Origin of the sequence: Picosynechococcus sp. NKBG042902 (assembly GCF_963864045.1) — a bacterium.
In the GTDB taxonomy this organism is placed as follows: domain Bacteria; phylum Cyanobacteriota; class Cyanobacteriia; order Cyanobacteriales; family MRBY01; genus MRBY01.
In genome coordinates this window covers 20,449-41,946 of sequence record NZ_CAWLTV010000065.1, presented here as the reverse complement: position 1 = coordinate 41,946, position 21,498 = coordinate 20,449, and the positions used below count along the sequence as shown (strand labels likewise).

The window sequence follows — 21,498 nt, the reverse complement described above, 5'->3', positions numbered from 1 at the left end:
GCTATGAATTTTTTGTTCAAAATCCATTATAAAGGGGAGTCCTCCAGGCCCAGCGGGAAAATGCCAACCTGGCTTGCCCAAAAAATGTGCTGTGGACAGTGCCTTTCGCTGCGCAAAAAACGATGGAGCGTTGAAATTCTATGCTTCTGGGCTGTGGTCTGGCGTTTGATTGCTGAGAGACCAATGGTACTCGTAGGGGACGCGGAGCTGGTCACAACTGCGCTCTAGTTGCTTTTGTTGAGAAAAAGCCTTGCGCAGGGTGAGGATCAATTGTTGGATTTGGGTCTGGGTCATGGGATCTTTGGCGGCGACCCGTTGGGCTTTGCGCTCCAAAATTTGTAGGATCGTTTCGTAGTGGATGTGGGAAGGCAAGGGTAAAGGTTCCATAACAATCAAAAAGTATTGCGCAGACTTTGAGGTCTCACTATATCAAAGCTTTGGGGGCAACTTTTGGACGGGCGATCGCCAACCCCAAATTCCCAGGGGTAAAATTTCTGCCAGAATACTGACCCCCCGCATCAAGGCCACAATGGTTAACAGGCTGCCAACACCGACATTTGTATTTCCGACGGTTTCTAAAAGGGCGAGGGCAACCACTTCAAATACCCCCAATCCGCCCGGTGCCCCAGGAATAATAAATCCGGCCAACCAGGCCCCACTAAAGACCCCCAGCAGTTGGGGAATCTGGGAGGCACTCAGGGGGGCGATCGCCCACCACGTTAAGAGAAATCCTGTCCCTCGTAAGCCGATGAAAACTAATTCTCCCAGGAGGGGTTGCCAGGGATAAATGTTCAACTGTACCGGGTCATGATCCTGGGTTTTCCCTTGGGAAACTTTTTGGATGACAGGATTGAAAAAGTATGGATGAATGCCACCGAGGACACCAATCAAGCCCAGGGGCACCAATAGTTTTAAAAGCGGCAATTGCTCCAGTTGCGCGAGGCTAAACCCCAACCCCAAGACCATGGCGATCGCCGCCGCCGCTGCCAATAGAAGGGGTTCCAATAGCACCGCTAAACTCGCTACGCCCCAGGGACTCCCCACCGCCACAATCCGGGTCATTCGCCCATAGAAATGCCAAATATTCCCCGGCAAATACTTCGCCATATTCGTCCGCAGATATAAGGCGATCGCCTCCCCATAACCAAGGGGTACCCGAAAAATAGCGAGAATCCGTCCCCACACCAACGCCGACCACACATGGGATGCTGTTGTTACTAAGACACTTGCCCCCACCAAGAGCCACCCCCGACGATCCAGACGAATTTGGGCCACCTCTCGCCAATGGTTCCGGAGGGTTGCCAACAAAAAAAGAGCGTCAGGCCAACAATAAACCAACGCAAATAGGGCTTGAGCCGCGATAACTTTCCTTTCAAAATTCCTGCAAGACCCTTATGACTGACTCGATTCAACACTGCGGGCATTATAGAGGCTCATGGCCTTCTCCACCCCTTCCCGGAGACTCAGGGCCAATGCTTCTTCCGCAAGCCCTAGGACATCATTTAAAACGGGCTTTTCTGCTGGCGCAAACTTCCCAAGCACGTGGGAAATAGTCGGTCGGTCTCCTTTGAGTTGGGTTTTGCCGATGCCAATGCGTAAGCGGGGAAATTTCTGGGTGCCGAGGTGGGAAATAATGGATTTGATCCCGTTGTGACCCCCTGCTGATCCTTGCAGACGCAACCGCAGTCGCCCTAGGGGGAGATCCATATCGTCATAGACCACCAGTACCGATTCCGGGGGAATTTTGTACCAATCAATCACAGCCCGTAAAGACTGCCCAGAACGGTTCATATAGGTGGTGGGTTTGAGCAAACCGAGTTTTTGGCCGTTGCGGCGCACCTCCGCCCAAACCCCTTGAAATTTTCGATTGTCTTGGAGGGTCGCACCCCAATCTGCGGCGAGGCGATCGACAAATTCAAAACCAATGTTATGGCGTGTGTGATCGTACTTTGGTTCTGGATTTCCCAGTCCCACAATCAACTGGGGAATGACGAGTGGTTTGTCTTGACCCATAACCTCACAAAATACTTAGTAGGACTTCGACTGCTCAAAGAGCGTTTCTAAGTATACTCTGGCGCAGGTACGGTAATTTTCTGCTTCCCGTGGGGTTTGTCCTTCCCCGGTTTGGAGCAGAAACTGGGACAATGCCGCCGCAAAAACCCGGTCTTGATCCCAATTGGGATGGGTTTCTAGGTAGTCGGTTAGGGATTGGTGTAGGGCTTCGGGAATTTCGGCCAAAATGCTCACGGTGGGGTTCATCATTAACTTTAGCTCTGTCGGAATCTGCGGGACGGAAAAATCAAACTAGCGAGGGACGAAGGAACGGATTTCGGAACTGCTAAAAAAGGGTCTTGGCGTTTTGTTCGGTTTCGTCTGTCGTCGCCCTATTGTTGTCTATGGAGGGGTGGGTTTGTCAATATTGCAAAATGTTACGCCAAGGCGATCGCCTTTTAGTCATCCACGAAAAATCAAGGGTTTCAGGCGCATTTTGTTTACGGTTCTTTACATTTGTGCGCCCTTGCAGTGTGGATCTTGGGTTCAAAAAGAGAATTCCCCAGACCAATGCCAAGCCCCAAGAAAATCGTTTTGAGCTGTGGAAAACCTGGGGAAAGTTGTGGAAAAAATGAAATAGATTGGGGAAACCATGGGGAATCATTGGGGGAATTTTTGCGGGAAAAATAAGAATTGCAAATTTGTGAGGAAAGATGAATTTTGTCAGGATTTTTGTTTAAATTTGAGAATTAAAATATCCTCTAGTACGCCCCTTCCCCATGCACAATCGCCACCCCCAAGCCGTTGCTAGTTCGAATTCTGTGACCCCCCAAAAGCTTGATGTGCGCGCCTGTGGCATCAACAAAAACCATTGGTATGTGGCGGCTCGCAGTGCCGAGTTAACGGATCAGCCCTTGGGTTTTACCCTCTGGAATGAAGATTTTGTGCTCTACCGAGATCAAGCCGGTCAAGTCCAAGCCCTCGAAGACCGCTGTCCCCACCGGCAAGTGAAACTCAGTTCTGGTCAAGTGGTTGGGGATAACTTGGAATGTGCCTACCATGGTTGGCAGTTTGATGCGTCTGGAACCTGTGCCCATGTGCCCTATCTCGCGGAAAATCAAAAACGGCCTGCTTGTAAGATTCGCACCCTCCCCGTGCGGGAACAGGATGGTTTTATTTGGGTTTTTCCGGGGGATCCCGAACGTTTAACCGACGAAGCCATTCAACCGTTGCCGATTCCAGAATGGGAGCATTTAAACTACATCGTCAGCGTCACAACGATTGACTGTGAGGGACATTTTTCCTATCTCATTGAAAACTTGATGGATATGTACCACGGTCACCTCCATGACAATTACCAAGCGTGGGCCTCGGCAAAGTTAGAGGATATCCAGGTGACTGAGCAGCGGGTGGATGCCCACTACGAAGCCCAGAGCTATTACAAAATTGATAAGATTTGGTCGATTTCCCAATTGTTTTTTCCGGCCCTACGCAAACTCCACCCAGAACCGTTGGATGTGAGCTATGTTTACCCCAACTGGAGCGCGACTTTGGGGAATGATTTTAAGATTATGTGCTTGTTTTGTCCGACCCACAGCAGCCGCACCCGTGCTTATCTATTGCATTTCACTTCCCTTAATGCCTTTTGGCGACTCCATAAGCTACCTGTGCCGTTCCGCCGTTGGGTAAAGGATCTCTGTTTCAATGCGGCAAAGGGGTTACTTGATGGCCTTGTGGAACAGGATGTGTTGATGATCGAGCAGGAGCAAAGGGCTTATCTGGAAAATCCCCAACGCCAAAATGTAGAACTAAACCGAGCATTGATGGCGGTGCAACGCTTGATTAAACAACAGGCGATCGCCCAAGATCAGACCAGTGCTTAATTCAGTAGCTGGCGACGTTTTTGCTCAAATTCATATTCGGTGATCAAACCTTCCACCCGGAGTTTTTCGAGTTCCCGGAGCGCTTCGGCAATGGCAGCAGTTTGTTGGACAGCGGCGATCGCCTGGTCAGACGCTGGAGCTTTCGTTAAACCAAACCGGGCTTGGAACGAGTCAAAATCTTGCAGTAGGTACCAGACCGCTTCGATGGCACAGGCAATTTGGGGGATCGGCGTTGACCAGAGGAGAATATACACAACGCCCCAGACTGGTTGCCCGACATAAAATTTGTGGACGCCGGAGAGGGGCGTTACCGAACCAAGGAGGGCGAGACCGACAGCAACTTTTCGGTCTTTGGGCTGGGTCAAAAATTTGGCGATCGCCTGTTTCATGGCATTTAGATGTGGAAAACCATACTTTGCGACGGGAAATGCCTCCACTAAAATTTAAGGAAGACACTCACCCCCTATGGTAGAGCAACTTATCCAAGCCGCAGCAGTGCATAGGAGTAATGATGGGATTTTTTGATTCAGAAATTGTCCAGCAGGAAGCCAAAACTTTATTTGAAGACTACCAAAACTTAGTCCAACTCGGCAGTGACTTTGGTAAGTTCGACCGAGAAGGCAAAAAAATGTACATCGACCAGATGGAAAGCGTCATGGATCGCTACAAAATTTTCATGAAACGCTTTGAACTCTCCGATGACTTTATGGCCCAAATGGCCGTTGAGCAGATGAAAACCCAGCTTGGTCAGTTTGGCATGACCCCCCAACAAATGTTTGACCAGATGAATCTGACCCTCGAACGCATGAAAGCCCAAATCCCTGACTAATGGCAGCAAAAACAATTATCGCCTTTGACTTCGATGGGGTGATCTGTGACGGGCTGCCGGAATATTTTCATTCCGCTTGGCTTGGCTACCAAAGAATTTGGCCGGACGAACCCATAACCCCAACAGCAACCTTACAGGCGAGTTTCAATGATCTACGGCCTCTGATCGAAACAGGTTGGGAAATGATTATCCTTTTGCGGGCGCTGCGGCAGGACATTCCCACAGTTCAACTTTGGCAAGCATGGTCAGCTACTGTTCAACGAATTCTCCAGCAGGAAAATCTCAGTGCTGCCCAGTTAATGGAAGCCCTTGATCAGGTGCGCGATCGCCAACTGCAAACCCAGTTAGATCAATGGCTGGGGCGACATCATTTTTATCCGGGAATGGTGACTTTACTGCAAAACCTATTGCAGCAAAATGACGTAACGCCCTATATCATCACGACGAAGGAAGCCCGGTTTACGCGACAGTTACTCCAGCACCAAAACGTTGATTTCCCGGCGGCCCAGATTTTTGGCAAAGAGCAAAAACAGTCCAAAACCGTCACCTTAAAACAATTGCTTTCTCCAGAGGTAGAGACTTTTTTATTTATTGAAGATCGCCTCAAAACCTTAGAAAAAGTCCAACAGCAACCTGAATTAAGTACCTTGCAACTGTTTCTCGCGGACTGGGGTTATAACACCGTCCCTGAGCGATCTAGCGCCACACAGCAGGGGATTCCCGTCGTAAATTTGTCCCAATGGGTTCAAGCGGTCACTGAAACAATTTCTTAAAGTCTATAGTTGCCGTTCCACTTGGATCATCCGCCGGTAGGACAGCCAGCCGCCCCCAATCATCGCCAGGGCAAAGATGCCCAAAAACCACAGATGATTGGCGATCACCCCGATGGTTTCCCCTTCAGCCCAAAGACCCACCAAAGCTTCATTCATGTGAAAAATCGGATTGTATTGGGCTGCATTGAGCAAAGCCTCCGGGAAGAGGGAAGTCGGTAAAAAAGCGCCGCCAAGGATCAATAACGGCACGCCGAAGGTCGCGACTAAAGCGTTCACATCCTCGGTGCGTTTCGCCAGTTGAGTTCCCAGAATAAAGCCAACCCCCACATAGGCGATGATGCTTAGGAAAATAATCCCAATGCCCACCAGCACCGACCCCGTGAAGGTCGCCCCCACAAAAATGGCGATCGCAAAAACCAGTAATGCCTGACCAATCCCAATCAAACAATGGGCCAGGAAAATTCCTAAAAAATAGGCCGTCCCACTCAACGGAGAAATAAATAAACGCTTGAGGGTATGTTGTTCCCGTTCCGAAACCACCGTTGCAATACTCCCCCCCAAGCAGCTAAAAAATAGGGCTGCCCCTACCAGCGTTGAGGGGGCGGCAAATTCCATGGCTTCAGCCAAGCTCAAACCTGCCCGCTCCGCCAAAATAAATCCATTGAGGAACAGGAGAGATACCGGAAATAAAATCCAAAAAATTAAGCTCCGTCGCCGTCGCCACAACTCCAGCAAGATTCTCTGGCTAACGGCGATCGTTTCGTACCAATATTTCATCCGTAAAGGTGCCTAGCGATCATGGCCTACAGGGTTTGATCCAACTCCGCAATCAATTCATCTAATTCTTCGAGGGCTTGGTTAACATCGAGCCGCAGAGTGCCAATATTCGGATTTTCAAGCAGCTTAAGTAATACCGTCCGTTTACCTTTGATCGCGTCAATTTTTGTTTTAAGCACAGCCAGATCTGTCATAGCAATTCAAACTTTGTAGGAATACATACCATCCGCTAAAGACCATACCCCAAAAAATGGGAGCTTGCCCAGGTCTATTCAATGTCTGCGAGGTTAATTCGAGAAGGACGCTGCTCTGCGAGGCCACCCGCTTCTTTGAGTTTGGCTAGAAATTCTTCTGTGAGTTTCATAAATGCCTTCGCCCCAGCCGTATTTGGCATCGAAACCACGACCGGCTGAAATGTATCCAGGGCCTTAGCGACATTCACATCCATGGGGATTTTATACTTAAAAATTTGCGCACTGGTAAAGTCATCACTAACCCGTTTCATCACTTGGTTATAGTAGCGATTGAGCAGGCTCCCACCAGAGAGAATAAAAACGATGCCCAATAGATCTAATTTAATCGGATCAATATTTCTAGGGTCAGTATCCTGATGGCTATCTCGCAGGGCACGGATTCGTCGTTGCAGTAGTTGAATTCCCACCACAGACAAAGGTTCGGGGCGGGCAGGCAAAATATAAAAGTCGCTGGCGGCCAAACCACTCCGGGTTACCAGGTTATAGCCGGGGGCACAGTCCATAATGATGAAATCATATTTATCCATTATCGGGGCCAGGATCTTACGAATTAAGACCAGCTCAAAATTGTTCCAGATGGCTTGAAAGTCTAGGCTGGGATCTTTATGGGCTTTTTGGTGCAGCATCTCCGAGACGAGATATTCGTCATAAAGCTCAATGTCACCGGGAAGGAGGTCTAGGCCCTGGACGTTGGCAATGTAAGGGCAAATGATGTCGTTGATGTCCAGGCTTTGTTTGAGGGTCGGCTTGATGGCCATTTCGATGAGATGGCTAATGGTACGGCGGCCTTTGCGGATCCGGGCAAAATCCTGGGGGGGCATCAAACTGAGGGTGGCACTAATCTGGGAGTCGAGATCAACAACAAGTACGCGTTTTTTGTGGTGGCGGGCAAGGCAGGCGGCAAGGTTGACGGTGAGGGTGGTTTTACCAACGCCCCCTTTCATGTTGACGGTACTAATGATGAGTGCCATAGGAACCTGGGAAATAGGTGGTTGGGTGAGTAGATTGACGGGGAAGTTAAGGGTGTTAGGTTAAGATTTTTAGTTATTGTACCGCCATCTTCTAGTTTCCTTTGGGAATTAGGGCAACCGCAAAATTGAGGATGCTAATGGTCAGGGACTCTGTAAAAAAGTAGGGTTAAATTATTTTTGATCAATGGGTCAGTTTGCCTGGGAAAATTTAGCTGAATATCTCCGTTTCTCGATTGCGCCCCAGGCGGAAAAGCTGGATCAAGATCCCCTGGCTCTCGGTCGAGCCCTTGATGGTCTAGGCGATCGCCACCTCCTGGCGCTCCGGGTGCCCGAAAATTTAGGGGGTTCTGGGCTGAGCACGGTGGAATATTACCAAGCTACGGTAGCGATGGCGGCGGCTTCGGGCGCTTTAGCTTTTCTGCAAACCCAACATCAGAGTGCGGCCAGTCGCATTGCCCGATTTGGCAACTCTGAGCAGCAGCGGTTATTACCCCAAATGGCCAGGGGGGATGTGCGAATTGGTGTGGGCTTTTCCCATCTCCGGCGGCGGGGTGAACCGGCAGTACAGGCAATTCCCCAGGGTGATCGTTATTGCTTAACGGGGACGATTCCTTGGGTGACGGGCTATGGTTTTTTTCAGCAGGTGATCGCCGGAGCCACATTACCCGACGGTTCAGAATGGTATGGCCTGATTCCCCTTGAAACATCACAACAGTCGGAGCAGGGAGGAATTTTTTGTAGTCAACCCCTCCCCCTCGCCGCCATGGGAGTGAGCCAAACGGTGACAGTCAAACTCCAAAATTGGTTAGTTCCTGCCACAGATGTTCTGGTAATCCAGCCCCCCGGCACGATTCACAAAGGCGATCGCCAACAGATTCTACACCATGGTTTTTTCGCCCTCGGTTGCGCGCGGGGGGTGCTCGATTGGTTGGCAACGGCTGAATTTGATGATTTAGCGGCCCTAGAAGATCATTGGCAAGTACTTCATGATCAGTTGTTTCGTGCCATTGAGGAACCCCAAACAGAAAGTTTCCAAACCCAATTAGCGTTGCGTCTAAGCGTGATCCAAATGGCCCAAACCTTCGCCCAAATTGCCCTTACTTGGTCCGGGGGAGCAGGAAATTTACTCACCAGTCCGGCCCAACGTCTTTATCGCGAAGCAATGATGTACAGCATCTTTGGTCAAACCCAGGCCATTCGCGCCGCCATGGTCAAAAGCTTGCTACCGGGAAAAAGTTCAGGATATACTATTAAATCGAATTACGCGGGTGTAGTTCAGTGGTAGAACGTCAGCTTCCCAAGCTGAATGTCGTCGGTTCGAGTCCGATCATCCGCTTTGACTTGGAAAATCAAGATTATTTCCCAGGATTAAAATTGAGTGGTTTTGCTCCATTCAGTTTGAAACAATTATCAGCCCCCCCCCAAACATCCAAAAAGGTTCCCAGCAGATTATTGAATCCACTGGGAACTGAAATTTTGAGATCATCTAAGGACAAAAATTCGCCTTTTAGTATTTACGCCAACGGTTGAGATAGAATTCGCCGATGCTGGCAACGCCTGTCGCTTGGTGAGTCTGGGCTTCTAAGGCGCGGAGGCGATCGCCTTGCAATTTGTATTGTTGCTGCAAATCTGCATGGGCCTGTTTCAGACTGGCGATCGCCTGGGCTTGGTCAGCTTGGGCGGCTATTTGTGCTCGACTAGACTGTAGCGCCTGTTCGAGTTGAGCGATCGCCTGGCGTTGCTGGGTCATTTGGCTTTGTAACGTTGCCTCAGCGGTACTGGCTGCCTGGAGTTGCTGTTGCAGTGTTGCTGTTTCTTGTTGCAGAGCCGTAAGGCGTTCCTGGAGTTGGGTTTGTTCAGTTTGGGCTTGTTGTGCCGCTACCCCCTGTTGCTGGAGTTGAGCAATCTCTGCTCTCTGAGATTCAAGGGTTTGAACAAGGGTTTTGTTTTCCCCTTGAATTGTTTCAAACTGGGTCGTGACTTGGTCAAGTTCTTGTTGTAATGCTTTATTTTTTCGTTAGTCGCCCCAAGATTTTTTGCTGATTCATTTAACTGTTTTGTTAAGTCTTGAATCTGATTTTTTTGATCAGCAATTTGCTTTTCGAGGGTCGCAATTTTTGGAGACTGATCGGTGACCGCCGGGGCTGATTTTTCGGCAGTATTGGGACGAGCCACTGGCCGTTTAAGGGGAGGAGAAGCCTCTGCTAATTTAGCTTCTAGATCGGCAATGATCTTCGCTTGAGAAGCCACTTTTTCTGCTAATTCTGCATCGGGATCAGGGGCCGTTGGTTTGGTATTAGCGGCAGTGGTTTCAGCCAAATCTACTTGTACTTTTGCGGTGTCTTCGGCCTCGTTTTCAACGGATACCAAAAGATTCTTTTCTGCTTCCGGTGCCGTGATTGAGACAGTACCCGCCATTAGATTCTCAACAAAGGCAGACCGGGAAAAGCCAGATTTTTGAGCCATTTCTGCAAGGCGATCGATGGCTTGGGACGTAAGGGATAGGGTAACAGCATTTTTGCCAGTGGTCTTACGTTTCTTTTTTGCCATGTAGATTGCCTCAAAATTTTCTCTAGCCTTTAACTATAGGATAGGCATCTGCCCACTGTAAAGTCAGAAAAAGCCTTCATAATACTTCACAAAAGAAAATTATTGACCTTCTTTAAGGCTGTGGGGATCAGCGAGTTTTTTATTGGCAAAAGGGGGCATTGGCCAACCTAAGCGGGTTGGTTGTTGATAGATTTTGCGGAGGGTATTGATATCAGCGGCAGAGATCCTTGCTTGGGTGCCCATTTGTCTTGGGAAAAGCGCATCTGCAGCATTGGGACTATGACCCCAGATACCAAGGGCGTGGCCCAATTCATGGCAGGCGGTGTTTTGGGTGGCGATCGCCCCTTGGTGATCATTCAGCAGGATGGTCATGCGGTGGCGGAGGATATTTCGGTCATCGATGTAAAATTCGTAGCGAGTTTCGGCATTGCGGCCCAAGGAATAACGAATTTCGCCTGTTTCTGGGTCGGTCTCCCTTTGAACTGGGGGAGCTTGGCGCTGAATGATGATATCCGCAGTCTCTATTGTTTCTACAGTTAACAACGGTATGTATGCTTGCCACTGGGCGATCGCCGCAAAAGTAGCCCGTTGCCATTGCTGTTGACGTTGTTGGGCCGCTGGACTGGCTGCCGGATCAAGGGGAGCCACATAAACCTTCACTGGAAACTCCGACCAAATCAAATGACCCAGGGGGGAAGGGGTGACGGCCTCAAAGTAATCTGCCGCAGTTATCGGGTCTGGCGTCCCTTGGAGCACTTCTGGCAAAGGATGAATTTGGGCTTGGGGTAACCGCGTGAGTAAGTCTGAGCTTAAACCATAGCTGCTCCACTGAATCCCTAAGGCGATCGCCAGGCCCCCAAGGAGACCAAACCAAAAACGCCACCCCCAAAGGTGACGCCGCCAAGCACGAAAAATATCGTCCAACCTAGCCAAAAGAATCCTATTGACCAACGACTGGTGTTAACCAACCCGCACTCAGGATGACTGTCAAGCTCATAAAGGTAATGCACAAAATCCAAGTGGCACGGTTGAGAGCTGTTTCGGCACTTTTTGTACTGGTAAACATCTGCGCCTGACCGCCAATGCCCCCTAAACCGTCTCCCTTGGGGCTATGGAGTAAGACCAGCAGAATAAGGCCAACAGCGGAGACCATCCACACAATTTGCAAAATAGATTCCAACATAGATCAATGACGAACGAATAAATGTTTGATTTCAGCGGGGAAACTTTAGGATAACCGATTTATCGACGTCGGGTCACGGCATAGGGGGCCGGAGCAATGAGAGACTGACCCGTCATTTCCTGTGGTTTGTCAATGCCAAGAATATCGAGGATCGTCGGGGCGACATCTGCTAAACAGCCATTTTCCCGCAACACCACATCAGCACCATGGCCAACTATCTTACGGCGTTCCCCTTCAATCAAGATAAAGGGCACAGGGTTAGTTGTGTGCGCTGTCCAAGACTTCCCATTTTGATCGGCCATATATTCTGCATTGCCATGATCAGCGGTGATTAATGTCGTGCCGCCCATTTTGCCGATGGTTGCCACCAAACGACCTAAACAATGATCAACGGTCTCAATGGCCTGTACCGCCGCTTCGAGTTTTCCAGTATGGCCGACCATGTCCGGATTGGCATAATTAATCACCACCAGACTATAAATACCTTTTTCGATGGCTTGGCAGGCCGCATCCGTCACTGCCTTAGCGGACATTTCCGGCTTTTGGTCGTAGGTCGCCACCTGGGGGCTAGAAATTAACTCTCGGTCTTCTCCTTCGAAGGCAACCTCTAAGCCACCATTGAAGAAGTAAGTAACATGGGGATATTTTTCTGTTTCTGCGGTGCGGAATTGCTTCAGGCCATTGTCCGCAATCACTTCCCCAAGGATTTTCGTCAGGTTTTGGGGTGCAAAAGCGACCTGTACAGGCAGGTTGGCGTCGTATTGAGTAAAGGTGACAAAATTGAGATCCGGAATCAATTCCCGCTCAAACCCTTGGAAATTTTTGTCTACTAGGGCATAGGAGAGTTGGCGGGCACGGTCGGGTCGGAAATTGTAGAAAATCACCCCATCGCCTGGTTCAATGGCACCTTCCTTAAGGCGTACAGGCGGGATAAATTCATCGGTCACACCGTTGTCGTAGTGGCTTTGGAGAATCTCGGCAAAAGAACGTTGGTCGAGATTACCGTTTTGGGTCATTACGTCATAGGCTTGCTTGACGCGATCCCAGCGGCGATCGCGATCCATAGCAAAGTAGCGGCCACTGATCGTCGAGATCGAGCCGACCCCAAATTTATCGATGTGCGCTTGGATTTGTTGGAGGTAATTAATCCCTTCGGTGGTGTTGGTGTCGCGCCCGTCGGTAATGGCATGGATATGGACATCGGCAATGCCGTTAACCTTGGCTAGGTCTAACAAACCGAGGAGATGATTGAGATGGGAGTGGACACCACCATCTGAGCAAAGACCGATAAGGTGTAATTTTTTTCCGGCTTGGCGGGTTTCTCGACAAACTTTAACGAGGACGTCATTGCGGAGGAAGGAACCGTCTTCAATGGCATCGGAAATACGCACCAGTTCCTGGGGGACGACACGTCCTGCCCCAAGATTTAAGTGACCGACTTCAGAATTCCCCATTTGGCCATCGGGCAGCCCCACCCTTTTTCCGGATGTATGGATTAATGTCGAAGAGTATGTAGCGAAAAAGGCATCGACATTTGGTGTATTGGCAGCCGCAATGGCATTTGCGTTAGCTTCTTGACGGTAGCCCCAGCCATCTAAGATTACGAGCACCACTGGGGATACAGGTGCGTTCGCCATGATGAATTCTTTCCTCTATTGTGGGTGTCTGTACGGGGGAATGCAAATCGATAATATCACTTTCTGTAATTTAGACTATCATTCCCGAAAATTAATAATGTTTTAATGTTGTTTTCTCAAAGTTTACGTAAATTTATCGGTCATCTCACATATTTTTCTAACGGCGTCGCCAAAGGCAAAAGATTGCGCCGCCTAAACCACCAAGGGGAAATAGGATGGGGGCAAACCAGGCAAGGGTGGCAATTTGCCAACGATGGAGATTTAGACGTCGCTCTTGGGGGGTTCTTGGTTGGATTGCGAGGGGCGCCTCTTCCGTTTGGTCCAGCCAATTCACGGTATTGAGCAAGAGGTCGCTGTTTAGGTATTGTTCTAGCCAACCATTGGTCACAAAGGTGGTGTTACCAATTGCCACAAGGCGAGTTGCCTTCATTGTAGCTTGGGAATCTATTTTTTCCAGGGCCCAGCCAAAGGTCAGGGGGCCGGGGCGATCGCCTGGGGGGTCAAAGGTCGGATCCGGGATTTCGGGTTGGCTTTCAGCCCAGGTCTGGTCATCGGTACGGAGGATTGCGGTGGCGGCGATCGCCCCTGTGGTATCGCTGAAAATGGGGCGCACTGCTTGATAGATAGAGTTTTGTCCAGCAAGGGCCGTGGTGATCGGATGGTCACCGTATTGATTTAATACGAGGGTCGATTGTCCTAAACCGAGGAAGTCTGCCCGGTTCCCTTGGTCGAGAATGAGCCGTTGATCGAGGCTGAGGCCCCACTTGTCCAGAAGCGAATTTAACTGGGGATCTGTTTGGGGATCAAGCAGAAGGAGGAGACTTTGGTTATTCGCAAGGGCAGTTTCCAAGAGGGCAACTTCTCCTGGGAGAAATGGCGTTTGGGGGCCAATGACTGCAATCAGATCGGCATCTGGGGGAATCGTAGGCGTTTGGGTGAAATTTAGCGGAGAGACTGCATAACCTTGGGTGGCCAAAAGTTGGGCCATTTGCCCTAGCCCTCCGGGAATTTGATCGAGGGGCGGTTCGCCGTGGCCTTGGAGGACGTAGAGGTGGGGTTGGCGATCGCCTTGGATTTGCAGAATGCTATTGGTCAGTTGGCTTTCTGTGAGGGGTTCCCCCTGAGCTAGCACTTTCAGCAGTTGGGTTTTATCGCCATATTCAAGGTGGACTTCGCCGCGACTCTCGACCTGAAATCGCTGTACCGCGTCAAGATTACGGTCTGGATCGACAAAAACGTAGCGAAAATTATTAGGATTGAGCCGTTGATAATTGTCTAAAAAGGGCTTTAAATTCGCATCGTCCGTTTCTTGGAAGAGCCACAGGGTTAGAGGTTGAGATAGATTTTGCAGCACCCCTTGGGTTTGGCTAGAGAGGGTGTGGATTTGGTTTTCTGTGAGGTCAATGCGGAGGGGGAGCTGGACAGCTAAAAAATTCGTCAGACAAAAAATGAGCAAAATGGCGATCGCCCCGACAACCCCATTCGTCCCCATCTGGGTAGATCGCTTGCGCCAGAACCGTTGCAGCCCCGTTCCCAGACCTGGAAAATGACTGACCCCCCAACCCAACAACAATAACCCAACCAGAATCAAGCCATAGGCGAAGCCTTCTCCCGTGGCCCCCAGGATGACAGCGCCCGCAACCACCAGAGCCAAGCCTAACCAAATGAAATATCGTGAAAATCGTTGCTGTGGAAACATGATGCTCTGTTAACAATATCAAGAAACCATCAACGCCGTGCCCAGCGCAAAGCTTCAATGGATTGGGCCGTGAGGACAACCCCCAGAATGCTATAGCTGAGGAGTAAGACCAGGCTACTGCTATCGAAAATTCCCTCGAGGAAATTGTTGTAATGCTTCAGTAAAGAGAGATGTTTGAGGCCATTGCCCAACGGCCCCGACAGGCGATCGCCCAGCATATCTAACAGCCATAACATCAGCACTAGGGTAAAGGTCAAGACCGCCGCAATCAGGGAACTGTCTGTGAGAGACGACACGAACATCCCCAAAGATAAAATAGCGGCCACCAAGAGCAACAAGCCCAAATGCGCTAAAAGAAAAAGACTGAGGGGAAAAGCTGGGGCTGCATTCACTAAGACGATTAGTTCCCACAGCACCATGGGCAGGAACAGTACCGAAAAAAATGTCACGACTCCCAACAATTTGCCCACTGCCACTGCCCAGTTTGTCACCGGGGAAGTCGCTAAGAGTTCCAAAGTGCCCTGTTTGCGTTCTTCGGCATAGAGACCCATAGAGAGCAACGGCAACAGAAACAACACTAAAATGCCCAGGATGCCCCAAAAAGCCTGGAGAAATTCCGTGGCCACATCAATGGGTGGTAAGGCAACGCCCATCTGTTCTTGGGTCGCGACAAAGGTGACAATCCCCTGGGGGCCAATCAGGAGGGTCAGGAAAAAAAATCCTCCCAAAAACCACAGCAACGTCGCAAAAATATAGGCGAGGGGAGCCGTAAAGTAGCTCTGTAGTTCCCGGCGAAAAATCGCCACAATGTTATTCAGCATCAGCATGGAGTTGTTCAGACATCGGATCGTTCGCCTCAGCGTCTAATAATTCTAAAAAAACGTCCTCAAGGCTGGGGCGCAGTCGCTGCATTTCATAGAGACCGACCCCTGCATTGACAAGGATTCTGGCAATGTCTTTACCCCATTCGGGATTGTCCGCAGTGGTGATCCGGAGGCGGGGACGACGGGGATTTATTGATGCTAAAGATTCGATATGAATGACACCAGGTAAGGGATCAAGGAGACGTTGGATTTGCGCTAGTTCGCCGTCGGTCTCTAGTTCGTAACCGTGGTAATTGAGGAAATGATTCTGGAGATTGTGGGGGGTATCGGTGGCGACGAGGTGGCCTTGGTTAATCATCACCACCCGGTCACAGGTGAGACTGACTTCTGAGAGGAGATGGGTGGATAGCAAAATAGTGCGATCGCCGCCTAAGGATTTAATTAGGTGCCGCACTTCGATCATCTGGGCGGGATCTAAACCAACGGTGGGTTCATCGAGAATGATCACCGGGGGGTCATGGACGATCGCCTGGGCAATGCCGACCCGTTGCCGATAGCCCTTAGACAGATTACGGATGTGGTTGTTGGCTTTGGTTTGTAATTGGCACTGGGCGAGGGCCGCTTGGATTTTGTGGGGGCGATCGCCAGCACTGACCCCCTTGAGCTGTGCAACAAAATTGAGATAGCCAGCCACGGTCATATTGGGATAGAGGGGCGGATTTTCCGGGAGATAGCCCAGATGTCGTCGCACTGCCATGGATTCTGTGTGGACATCGTAGCCCGCAATTTTCGCGGTTCCCGTCGTCGCGGGTAGATAGGCACTGAGAATGCGGAGGGTCGTGGTTTTCCCTGCGCCGTTTGGCCCCAAGAAACCGACAATTTCCCCTGTTTCTACCCGAAAACTGAGATCGGCGATCGCCTCTGTTTGGCCATAGGTTTTGCCAAGCTGCTCAACTTCAATCATGGTGCACTTAAAATTTCGCCAACCCCAAATAACTGAGCCTAACGTTGGTCGGAGTCAAGATAATCCTCTTCCGTCTCCGGAGTCTCCATTTCTTCTTTGAAGCCCCGTAGGGTTTTCCCTAGGGCACTACCCACTTCCGGGATTTTTTTGGGGCCAAAGATCAACACCACCACCCCTAAAATAATCAACACTTCAGGCCAACCTAAGCCGAACATGGGCGTACCCCTCGCAAACATTAATTTATGGGACAATTGTGCCGCATTTGCGGCGGTTCCAGTATATCTTTGGTTCTAAATTCTGGGTCTGGGTCACTGCTCGCGTTACCCAAGCGACTTTAGAACATTGTTTTAAACCACTTTTTAAGATTTCTTTTTCGCCCATGACTGCCCCTGCAACCAAGCCAAAATTTTATCCCCTCATCGAACAGCTCGCTGGTGTCATCCTCGAAACCTGGCATCAACACTTAGATCTAGAACCCTTTACCCTGCCGGAGGGCCTCGGCTACATCGAAGGGAAATTAGAAGGGGAACGGCTCACCATCGAAAATACCTGCTACCAGAGCCAGCACTTCCGCAAAATGCACCTGGAAATGGCCAAAGTGGGGGCAAACCTCGATATTCTCCATTGTGTGATGTTTCCCCGCGCGGAATATGCTCTACCAATGTTTGGCTGTGATTTAGTCGGTAATCCCCGTGGTGTGAGTGCGGCGATCGCCGATTTATCCCCGACCAGCGCCGATAAAACTTTGTCTACGACTTACCAAACACGTCTACAACAAAACCAAGGAAACTTAAATTTTTCCCAGCCCCGTGATCTCCCGGAATGGGGCGCAATTTTTTCGGAATTTTGCCTCTTTATTCGTCCCAGCAATCCCAGCGAAGAACAGCAGTTTTTGGAACGGGTGCGGGAATTTCTAACGATTCATTGTCAGTTGGCCTTGGGTTTAGAAAAACTTTCTCCGGCTGAGCAGGCCATTTATTTGGCGGGACAACGGCACTATTGCCAAGAACAGCAGCGCAATGACAAAACGCGCCGTGTTTTAGAAAAGGCTTTTAACCCTGACTGGGCCGAGCGCTACATGAGTCAGGTGCTGTTTGATATTCCAGCCTAGATCGCGAACAAAGCTTTAATTACCGCAGCAACGGTCAATGCCTAGGCTATCGAGGATCAAATCACTCACGGCATTGGCCACCGCAAATTCGCCGTAAAACGATTCTTTAAAGTTGAAGGAGCGCATTTCTGTGACGATGGCGATCACGAGAGAACCAAGGTCATTTTCCCCTTCGAGACGTTGACGCACGTAAATTTCCCGGGCGCGATTGGCAATTTTTTCGTTGGCTGGTTCCGGTAAAAACTCCGTATCAAGCCAATGCTGCAGGGATTTTTCTAACCATTGTCCTTCAATGGCGGGATCAGTAATCGGTGGTAAGGTGATCGGCGGAATCGGTTCAGCCATATAAATTGCAAAAAAGGTGCACAGTAGCGGATTGAACCTCAGTATATCAATTTCCCTTAGACCTGGGGGTCTCAAGAAAAACGACCTGTACCTTACGGAAGACAAGTCGCTGGCATTTTTTCTTTTTTTCACGAGCACGGAGGGATTCGAACCCCCGACCCTCAGAACCGGAATCTGATGCTCTATCCACTGAGCCACGTGCCCATACAGGAATATAAGAATAACATGTTTTAGATTATTCGGTAGGGGTTACCTGAAAAGTTTTCAGGTCAGATTGTCCGAGGCGTCGGATCTGTTGTTGCAATCCCCAAAGACAGCCGAGAATCATGCCCCACTGAGCGATCGCACTCCAGATCACCATACTGGGCACGGCTAGAGCAACGGCACCGAGGGGGAACGCTGAAAAAAGACCAAGGGTAATGGGCAAGGTAAAGCGTCCATGGAAGACCGTAAAAAGAATAAAAGGGACAACACTAGGCCCAATGACGGCAACGCCAAACCAAACGGCCCGTTTTTGGCGGCGGAGAAAAATCCATTGGGTTAAAACTGCTAGAAGGAAAAGACAACTTCCCTGGAGCCCTAAACCTGTGATCACCAACAATTTTTGGCTGGGCATGGAGGATAGGAGGACGAGGGCCATTTGATAGCCTGTGGTGAGGAGCAACATCAAGGCGATCGCCCCTAGGGCCGGAGATCGATCCTCCCTGAAAAAAGACCATTTAAACCGTCGGTGAGAAGTATTTTGATGCCGAAATCTCGCCCAATCCTGTACCCGCTGCCGGGTCGGTGTCAACAAAAGAATTAACCCCAACATTACCACCCAATAGAAGCCTTGTAGGGTTTGGAAATTGGCAAAAAGACGTTCGGGGCGATCGCCGGCCCCAACAAACCCCGTCATGAAAATCGTGCTGCTAATGGCGACGCCACAACCCATGGCTTTGGTGATAATCGTGGCCTGGGGATCATAAAAACGCCGTCGAATCCCTTGCCAAGCCAAGACCCCGAGGAGAACATAATGGATCGCCATAAATCCAAGGCCACCCAGACCGATCACCCAAAAGGAAGAGCCGTACCATTGGGTCTGAAACCAGTTGTGCGGCAAAAAGTAACCGATGGTTTCCGGGGCGAGGGAATTCTGGTCGACGAGATAATAGAAGACATTGCCCGGATAGAAGATTCGCACCCAATCGAAAGGCGTGTAGCTGGGAAAATTATCCTCAAAGCAAGCTACAGTCATCCCAAAAAGATAGAGACCGAGGCCACCACTGTAGAGCCAGGTGTGAAAGCCCCCTAAGAGTTCTCGTCCTACGAAACTCCATAGAACCGCCCCCGTAAAGGCCGTGAAACTAGCGGCGATCGCCACCCCATAAAGCACCATTAGCCAACCCAGAGCAATGCCACCTTGAAAACCGAGCCACAGGTGCCAGGGCAGGACAAAAGCTAAACCAACATAAATCAGGCTAGGCACTCCCAACAGTTTACCGAGCAAAATTTTTGAGACGGGTTGGGGACTGAGGCGCACAAAACCCAGGGTGCCCCGTTGTTCTTCCTTCGCGACATCGGCCCCAATTAAATGGGTACCAACCACTAAGAGAATCCCCAGGCCGATCAGGGTCAGGGCCACAAACACATCAAAATGCCACAGTTGCCAGTTGATCAGCCAGTCGTTGCCATCCCTCAAACATTGATAGGTAAACCGCCAGTAGTCATCTTCCGGGCCGGTGCAGTAACGGTTGTAGGGTTGATCAACCAGGGCATTTGGCAATTCCCCCAGGTAGAAAAGGTACAGGAAGAATTGGGTAAAGCAAGCAAGACCAAAGGCGATCGCCACATTTTTACGGGTGAAGCGGCCTTTTAATTCCCGAAAAAGTTGGGGATTCCAATCACCGAGGGGGTTGAGGATTCTATCCATGGTTGATACCTGGGATTATGGTTCTTAGCAAGGGAGAAGCATTTTCGACCGACGAGACTTCAGGTAATTTAGGGATTAACCTGCTGGGGTCAGGGTTTGCTTTAGCTCTGAGGTGCTAAGCTGCTGAATCCGGCGACCCACAACCCGATGCAGCACGGCGATCGCCCCCATTTGGCCCAAAATGGTGAGAAAAATGCTGGCTAAACTGGCGTTTTCAGTGGCGACCATCGGGATAATTGTCCAGAACCAAGGGGCCGCCTGTAATTCTGGGTTAACGCCGTTAATGCCGAGGAAAATGAAGGGCAAAATCACCCCACTAGTGACGAGAATCGTGGCGCCGATGCCTTGCCGCTTGCCTTTTTTCAGGAGTACCCGCTGGGCCACAACACAAAGCAGAACAACCATTAAGCCCTGCATCACCACCCCAAGCGCAAAGGAGATTTTGTAGGGAGAAGCAACAATCACAGCCACAGCCAAGGCGATCGCCCCGGTGACAATGGCAACATTCATCATCACTGCACCAATGGCAGGACTTCGTTCCCCAAAGAACCAATCTTGCCATTCTCCTTTTTGGTAACGGCTCCAATCTTGGAGGGACTGGAACGACGGCGAAAGCACCGCCATCAGCGTAAATAAGTAACAACTACCGGCCAGGGAAAGCAGCAGAAAATTAAATAACCAATCGTTGTGGTTGGCGATCGCCCCCAGGGGAGATTGCACCGTAAAGCCAAGCCCAAAAATGGTAAGCAACGCCGTTAAGCCATAACTCTGTTTCTTGCTAAGGAGGGTGCCATTGAGATAATGAAATTTCCGGCGGAACGCTTGGAGAAACCAGTAGATCCCCATTCCATAAAGCAACAGATAAATCAGAGCGGCGATCGCCCCATTCTCCCAAAGATAAACCCGAAAAAAGAAACATCGGCGAGGCTATCGTAATTAAACGTAAGCAGTTGTTCCGCAGCGGCACTGGCTTGACCCAAATACACCAACATATGCAGCGGATTAAACAAATTGACGCCATCCATGAGATTGCCGACGTGGCTATTTTCCTGGAGGAGAAACGTCGTGCTCCCCATCATCAAGTAAAAAAGTCCCCCCGTCGCTAACCAAGCTTTCAGGGCGGGTTGGGTTGGATTCACCAAACTATACAGCGCCGCACCACTGTAGAAAAAGCCGTAACTAGCTGTGATCACACCGTAGAAAAGCAGGATTAATGGCAACGGAATGCCGCCCCTGAGTCCGGCCCAAAAGTGTAAGGGGAAAACCAAGGCCAGACCGACATAAATGAGACTGGGAACCCCTAAAATCTTGCCAATGGCGATCGCCTGGGCCGACTGGGGACTCAATTTGACGAAGTTTAATGTGCCTGCCTTTTGCTCTTTGCCCAAATCTTGGATTAGTAAATAAACGCCCCCTAGCAGCGCCACGAAAAATCCCACCATACTAAGGGTAATAAACAGATCAGTCCACCACAGGGGCCAATTTAGGTTTAGATTTCCCGTCGCATCAGCCACACAAAAGTTTTGGCTATGGATTAAATGGCTATTGGGATCAAAGTCTGCCGGGGCGCGACCAATGCAGTAATGGTTGGTGGTGCTAATCCCAGCACTGGGGAGGGCGATTCTCAGACTTAAATAAAATATTCCCTGCGTGAAAAAAGAGGCGATCGCCACTAAGCCGAGGGCTTTTTTAGACAGTCGGCCTTTTAGCTCCCGAAAAAGCTGAGGATTCCAGTCACCGATGCGGTCTAGCCATTGATGAAAAACCATGATGTTTTGGAGATAGGGATCAATA

Annotated in this window: 26 protein-coding genes and 2 tRNA genes; 6 read left to right on the top strand and 22 right to left on the bottom strand. The window is 50.0% G+C overall.

Annotated elements, in window-relative coordinates:
- Nucleotides 1-138 precede the first annotated feature (138 nt).
- From AACR41_RS06225 to AACR41_RS06210, 4 genes are read right to left on the bottom strand one after another with little or no spacing between them, the layout of a single operon-like run.
- On the bottom strand, nucleotides 139-387 hold the full coding sequence (locus AACR41_RS06225) for a DUF5340 domain-containing protein (RefSeq protein ID WP_030007321.1): 249 nt from the start codon (nucleotides 385-387) through the stop codon (nucleotides 139-141).
- 42 nt (nucleotides 388-429) lie between these two features.
- Nucleotides 430-1,338, bottom strand: coding sequence for a hypothetical protein (locus tag AACR41_RS06220; protein ID WP_339367628.1), 909 nt, complete (start codon nucleotides 1,336-1,338; stop codon nucleotides 430-432).
- Between the two features lie 54 nt (nucleotides 1,339-1,392).
- Nucleotides 1,393-2,013, bottom strand: coding sequence for an aminoacyl-tRNA hydrolase (pth, locus tag AACR41_RS06215; protein ID WP_030007320.1), 621 nt, complete (start codon nucleotides 2,011-2,013; stop codon nucleotides 1,393-1,395).
- Nucleotides 2,014-2,028: 15 nt separating this feature from the next.
- Entirely contained in the window at nucleotides 2,029-2,259 is a 231-nt protein-coding gene (locus AACR41_RS06210) for a DUF2811 domain-containing protein (RefSeq protein ID WP_030007319.1), read from the bottom strand.
- A 512-nt stretch (nucleotides 2,260-2,771) separates the two neighbouring features.
- On the opposite strand from AACR41_RS06210, the gene AACR41_RS06205 reads away from it, so the two are divergent.
- Nucleotides 2,772-3,875: an aromatic ring-hydroxylating dioxygenase subunit alpha gene (locus AACR41_RS06205; protein ID WP_012307843.1), complete on the top strand. Its 1,104-nt coding sequence runs from the start codon at nucleotides 2,772-2,774 to the stop codon at nucleotides 3,873-3,875.
- Here the strand turns inward: AACR41_RS06205 and AACR41_RS06200 are convergent.
- Nucleotides 3,872-4,264, bottom strand: coding sequence for an SHOCT domain-containing protein (locus AACR41_RS06200; RefSeq protein WP_030007317.1), 393 nt, complete (start codon nucleotides 4,262-4,264; stop codon nucleotides 3,872-3,874). The genes AACR41_RS06205 and AACR41_RS06200 overlap by 4 nt on opposite strands.
- Before the next feature lie 122 nt (nucleotides 4,265-4,386).
- Between AACR41_RS06200 and AACR41_RS06195 the strand changes: the two genes are divergently transcribed.
- A complete protein-coding gene (locus tag AACR41_RS06195) occupies nucleotides 4,387-4,704 on the top strand; it encodes a DUF1825 family protein (protein ID WP_012307841.1) in 318 nt (105 codons plus the stop codon).
- A complete protein-coding gene (locus tag AACR41_RS06190; RefSeq protein ID WP_030007316.1) occupies nucleotides 4,704-5,477 on the top strand; it encodes an HAD family hydrolase in 774 nt (257 codons plus the stop codon). Before AACR41_RS06195 ends, AACR41_RS06190 begins: the two co-directional genes overlap by 1 nt.
- Before the next feature lie 3 nt (nucleotides 5,478-5,480).
- Here AACR41_RS06190 and AACR41_RS06185 read toward each other — a convergent pair whose 3' ends face one another.
- The 3 genes from AACR41_RS06185 to AACR41_RS06175 form a co-directional block, all read right to left on the bottom strand.
- A complete protein-coding gene (locus AACR41_RS06185; protein WP_030007315.1) occupies nucleotides 5,481-6,254 on the bottom strand; it encodes an ABC transporter permease in 774 nt (257 codons plus the stop codon).
- Nucleotides 6,255-6,280: 26 nt separating this feature from the next.
- Nucleotides 6,281-6,448 carry a hypothetical protein gene (locus AACR41_RS06180; protein ID WP_012307838.1) on the bottom strand — a complete coding sequence of 56 codons (168 nt, stop codon included), beginning with the start codon at nucleotides 6,446-6,448 and terminating at the stop codon, nucleotides 6,281-6,283.
- Between the two features lie 74 nt (nucleotides 6,449-6,522).
- Complete coding sequence (locus tag AACR41_RS06175) at nucleotides 6,523-7,479, bottom strand: ParA family protein (protein WP_030007314.1); 957 nt, start codon at nucleotides 7,477-7,479, stop codon at nucleotides 6,523-6,525.
- Between the two features lie 184 nt (nucleotides 7,480-7,663).
- Between AACR41_RS06175 and AACR41_RS06170 the strand changes: the two genes are divergently transcribed.
- Both AACR41_RS06170 and AACR41_RS06165 read left to right on the top strand, forming a co-directional pair.
- A complete protein-coding gene (locus tag AACR41_RS06170) occupies nucleotides 7,664-8,764 on the top strand; it encodes an acyl-CoA dehydrogenase family protein (RefSeq protein ID WP_030007313.1) in 1,101 nt (366 codons plus the stop codon).
- A tRNA-Gly gene (locus AACR41_RS06165) sits at nucleotides 8,744-8,815 on the top strand. The genes AACR41_RS06170 and AACR41_RS06165 overlap by 21 nt, the downstream gene beginning before the upstream one ends.
- 171 nt (nucleotides 8,816-8,986) lie before the next feature.
- Here AACR41_RS06165 and AACR41_RS06160 read toward each other — a convergent pair.
- The 9 genes from AACR41_RS06160 to tatA all read right to left on the bottom strand — a co-directional run bounded on the left by AACR41_RS06160 (nucleotide 8,987) and on the right by tatA (nucleotide 16,551).
- Entirely contained in the window at nucleotides 8,987-9,229 is a 243-nt protein-coding gene (locus tag AACR41_RS06160; RefSeq protein ID WP_030007312.1) for a hypothetical protein, read from the bottom strand.
- 128 nt (nucleotides 9,230-9,357) lie between these two features.
- Complete coding sequence (locus AACR41_RS06155; RefSeq protein ID WP_030007311.1) at nucleotides 9,358-10,029, bottom strand: hypothetical protein; 672 nt, start codon at nucleotides 10,027-10,029, stop codon at nucleotides 9,358-9,360.
- Between the two features lie 99 nt (nucleotides 10,030-10,128).
- Nucleotides 10,129-10,953 (bottom strand): matrixin family metalloprotease, encoded by an 825-nt coding sequence (locus tag AACR41_RS06150; protein WP_030007310.1) that lies wholly within the window; start codon nucleotides 10,951-10,953, stop codon nucleotides 10,129-10,131.
- Nucleotides 10,954-10,969: 16 nt separating this feature from the next.
- On the bottom strand, nucleotides 10,970-11,212 hold the full coding sequence (secG, locus tag AACR41_RS06145; protein WP_012307832.1) for a preprotein translocase subunit SecG: 243 nt from the start codon (nucleotides 11,210-11,212) through the stop codon (nucleotides 10,970-10,972).
- Nucleotides 11,213-11,271: 59 nt separating this feature from the next.
- Complete coding sequence (gpmI, locus tag AACR41_RS06140; protein ID WP_030007309.1) at nucleotides 11,272-12,849, bottom strand: 2,3-bisphosphoglycerate-independent phosphoglycerate mutase; 1,578 nt, start codon at nucleotides 12,847-12,849, stop codon at nucleotides 11,272-11,274.
- Between the two features lie 157 nt (nucleotides 12,850-13,006).
- Nucleotides 13,007-14,548 carry a GldG family protein gene (locus AACR41_RS06135; RefSeq protein ID WP_030007308.1) on the bottom strand — a complete coding sequence of 514 codons (1,542 nt, stop codon included), beginning with the start codon at nucleotides 14,546-14,548 and terminating at the stop codon, nucleotides 13,007-13,009.
- Between the two features lie 29 nt (nucleotides 14,549-14,577).
- Nucleotides 14,578-15,372 carry an ABC transporter permease gene (locus AACR41_RS06130; protein WP_445260566.1) on the bottom strand — a complete coding sequence of 265 codons (795 nt, stop codon included), beginning with the start codon at nucleotides 15,370-15,372 and terminating at the stop codon, nucleotides 14,578-14,580.
- Nucleotides 15,359-16,336 (bottom strand): ABC transporter ATP-binding protein, encoded by a 978-nt coding sequence (locus AACR41_RS06125; RefSeq protein WP_030007306.1) that lies wholly within the window; start codon nucleotides 16,334-16,336, stop codon nucleotides 15,359-15,361. Before AACR41_RS06125 ends, AACR41_RS06130 begins: the two co-directional genes overlap by 14 nt.
- 38 nt (nucleotides 16,337-16,374) lie before the next feature.
- A complete protein-coding gene (gene tatA, locus AACR41_RS06120; protein WP_041443593.1) occupies nucleotides 16,375-16,551 on the bottom strand; it encodes a twin-arginine translocase TatA/TatE family subunit in 177 nt (58 codons plus the stop codon).
- A gap of 164 nt (nucleotides 16,552-16,715) precedes the next feature.
- Between tatA and AACR41_RS06115 the strand changes: the two genes are divergently transcribed.
- Entirely contained in the window at nucleotides 16,716-17,447 is a 732-nt protein-coding gene (locus AACR41_RS06115) for a phycocyanobilin:ferredoxin oxidoreductase (RefSeq protein WP_030007304.1), read from the top strand.
- Between the two features lie 15 nt (nucleotides 17,448-17,462).
- Here the strand turns inward: AACR41_RS06115 and AACR41_RS06110 are convergent, their stop codons facing one another.
- The 5 genes from AACR41_RS06110 to AACR41_RS06090 form a co-directional block, all read right to left on the bottom strand.
- Nucleotides 17,463-17,792: a hypothetical protein gene (locus tag AACR41_RS06110; protein WP_012307825.1), complete on the bottom strand. Its 330-nt coding sequence runs from the start codon at nucleotides 17,790-17,792 to the stop codon at nucleotides 17,463-17,465.
- A gap of 131 nt (nucleotides 17,793-17,923) precedes the next feature.
- A tRNA-Arg gene (locus tag AACR41_RS06105) sits at nucleotides 17,924-17,996 on the bottom strand.
- A gap of 31 nt (nucleotides 17,997-18,027) precedes the next feature.
- Nucleotides 18,028-19,704 carry a hypothetical protein gene (locus AACR41_RS06100; protein ID WP_030007303.1) on the bottom strand — a complete coding sequence of 559 codons (1,677 nt, stop codon included), beginning with the start codon at nucleotides 19,702-19,704 and terminating at the stop codon, nucleotides 18,028-18,030.
- Between the two features lie 75 nt (nucleotides 19,705-19,779).
- Nucleotides 19,780-20,550, bottom strand: coding sequence for a hypothetical protein (locus tag AACR41_RS06095; protein ID WP_030007302.1), 771 nt, complete (start codon nucleotides 20,548-20,550; stop codon nucleotides 19,780-19,782).
- Between the two features lie 20 nt (nucleotides 20,551-20,570).
- Nucleotides 20,571-21,473 carry a hypothetical protein gene (locus tag AACR41_RS06090; RefSeq protein ID WP_030007301.1) on the bottom strand — a complete coding sequence of 301 codons (903 nt, stop codon included), beginning with the start codon at nucleotides 21,471-21,473 and terminating at the stop codon, nucleotides 20,571-20,573.
- Between the last annotated feature and the right edge of the window lie 25 nt (nucleotides 21,474-21,498).

Bases quoted from the DNA above. Each gene is read 5' to 3' on its own strand.
- AACR41_RS06200 (WP_030007317.1), bottom strand. From the start codon at position 4,264: ATGAAACAGGCGATCGCCAAATTTTTGACCCAGCCCAAAGACCGAAAA.
- gpmI (WP_030007309.1), bottom strand. From the start codon at position 12,849: ATGGCGAACGCACCTGTATCCCCAGTGGTGCTCGTAATCTTAGATGGC.
- AACR41_RS06170 (WP_030007313.1), top strand. From the start codon at position 7,664: ATGGGTCAGTTTGCCTGGGAAAATTTAGCTGAATATCTCCGTTTCTCG.
- AACR41_RS06225 (WP_030007321.1), bottom strand. From the start codon at position 387: ATGGAACCTTTACCCTTGCCTTCCCACATCCACTACGAAACGATCCTA.
- AACR41_RS06195 (WP_012307841.1), top strand. From the start codon at position 4,387: ATGGGATTTTTTGATTCAGAAATTGTCCAGCAGGAAGCCAAAACTTTA.
- AACR41_RS06185 (WP_030007315.1), bottom strand. From the start codon at position 6,254: ATGAAATATTGGTACGAAACGATCGCCGTTAGCCAGAGAATCTTGCTG.
- AACR41_RS06175 (WP_030007314.1), bottom strand. From the start codon at position 7,479: ATGGCACTCATCATTAGTACCGTCAACATGAAAGGGGGCGTTGGTAAA.
- AACR41_RS06210 (WP_030007319.1), bottom strand. From the start codon at position 2,259: ATGAACCCCACCGTGAGCATTTTGGCCGAAATTCCCGAAGCCCTACAC.
- AACR41_RS06205 (WP_012307843.1), top strand. From the start codon at position 2,772: ATGCACAATCGCCACCCCCAAGCCGTTGCTAGTTCGAATTCTGTGACC.
- AACR41_RS06110 (WP_012307825.1), bottom strand. From the start codon at position 17,792: ATGGCTGAACCGATTCCGCCGATCACCTTACCACCGATTACTGATCCC.
- secG (WP_012307832.1), bottom strand. From the start codon at position 11,212: ATGTTGGAATCTATTTTGCAAATTGTGTGGATGGTCTCCGCTGTTGGC.
- AACR41_RS06100 (WP_030007303.1), bottom strand. From the start codon at position 19,704: ATGGATAGAATCCTCAACCCCCTCGGTGATTGGAATCCCCAACTTTTT.
- AACR41_RS06180 (WP_012307838.1), bottom strand. From the start codon at position 6,448: ATGACAGATCTGGCTGTGCTTAAAACAAAAATTGACGCGATCAAAGGT.
- AACR41_RS06095 (WP_030007302.1), bottom strand. From the start codon at position 20,550: ATGGGGATCTACTGGTTTCTCCAAGCGTTCCGCCGGAAATTTCATTAT.
- AACR41_RS06090 (WP_030007301.1), bottom strand. From the start codon at position 21,473: ATGGTTTTTCATCAATGGCTAGACCGCATCGGTGACTGGAATCCTCAG.
- AACR41_RS06115 (WP_030007304.1), top strand. From the start codon at position 16,716: ATGACTGCCCCTGCAACCAAGCCAAAATTTTATCCCCTCATCGAACAG.
- pth (WP_030007320.1), bottom strand. From the start codon at position 2,013: ATGGGTCAAGACAAACCACTCGTCATTCCCCAGTTGATTGTGGGACTG.
- AACR41_RS06160 (WP_030007312.1), bottom strand. From the start codon at position 9,229: ATGACCCAGCAACGCCAGGCGATCGCTCAACTCGAACAGGCGCTACAG.
- AACR41_RS06135 (WP_030007308.1), bottom strand. From the start codon at position 14,548: ATGTTTCCACAGCAACGATTTTCACGATATTTCATTTGGTTAGGCTTG.
- tatA (WP_041443593.1), bottom strand. From the start codon at position 16,551: ATGTTCGGCTTAGGTTGGCCTGAAGTGTTGATTATTTTAGGGGTGGTG.
- AACR41_RS06125 (WP_030007306.1), bottom strand. From the start codon at position 16,336: ATGATTGAAGTTGAGCAGCTTGGCAAAACCTATGGCCAAACAGAGGCG.
- AACR41_RS06155 (WP_030007311.1), bottom strand. From the start codon at position 10,029: ATGGCAAAAAAGAAACGTAAGACCACTGGCAAAAATGCTGTTACCCTA.
- AACR41_RS06190 (WP_030007316.1), top strand. From the start codon at position 4,704: ATGGCAGCAAAAACAATTATCGCCTTTGACTTCGATGGGGTGATCTGT.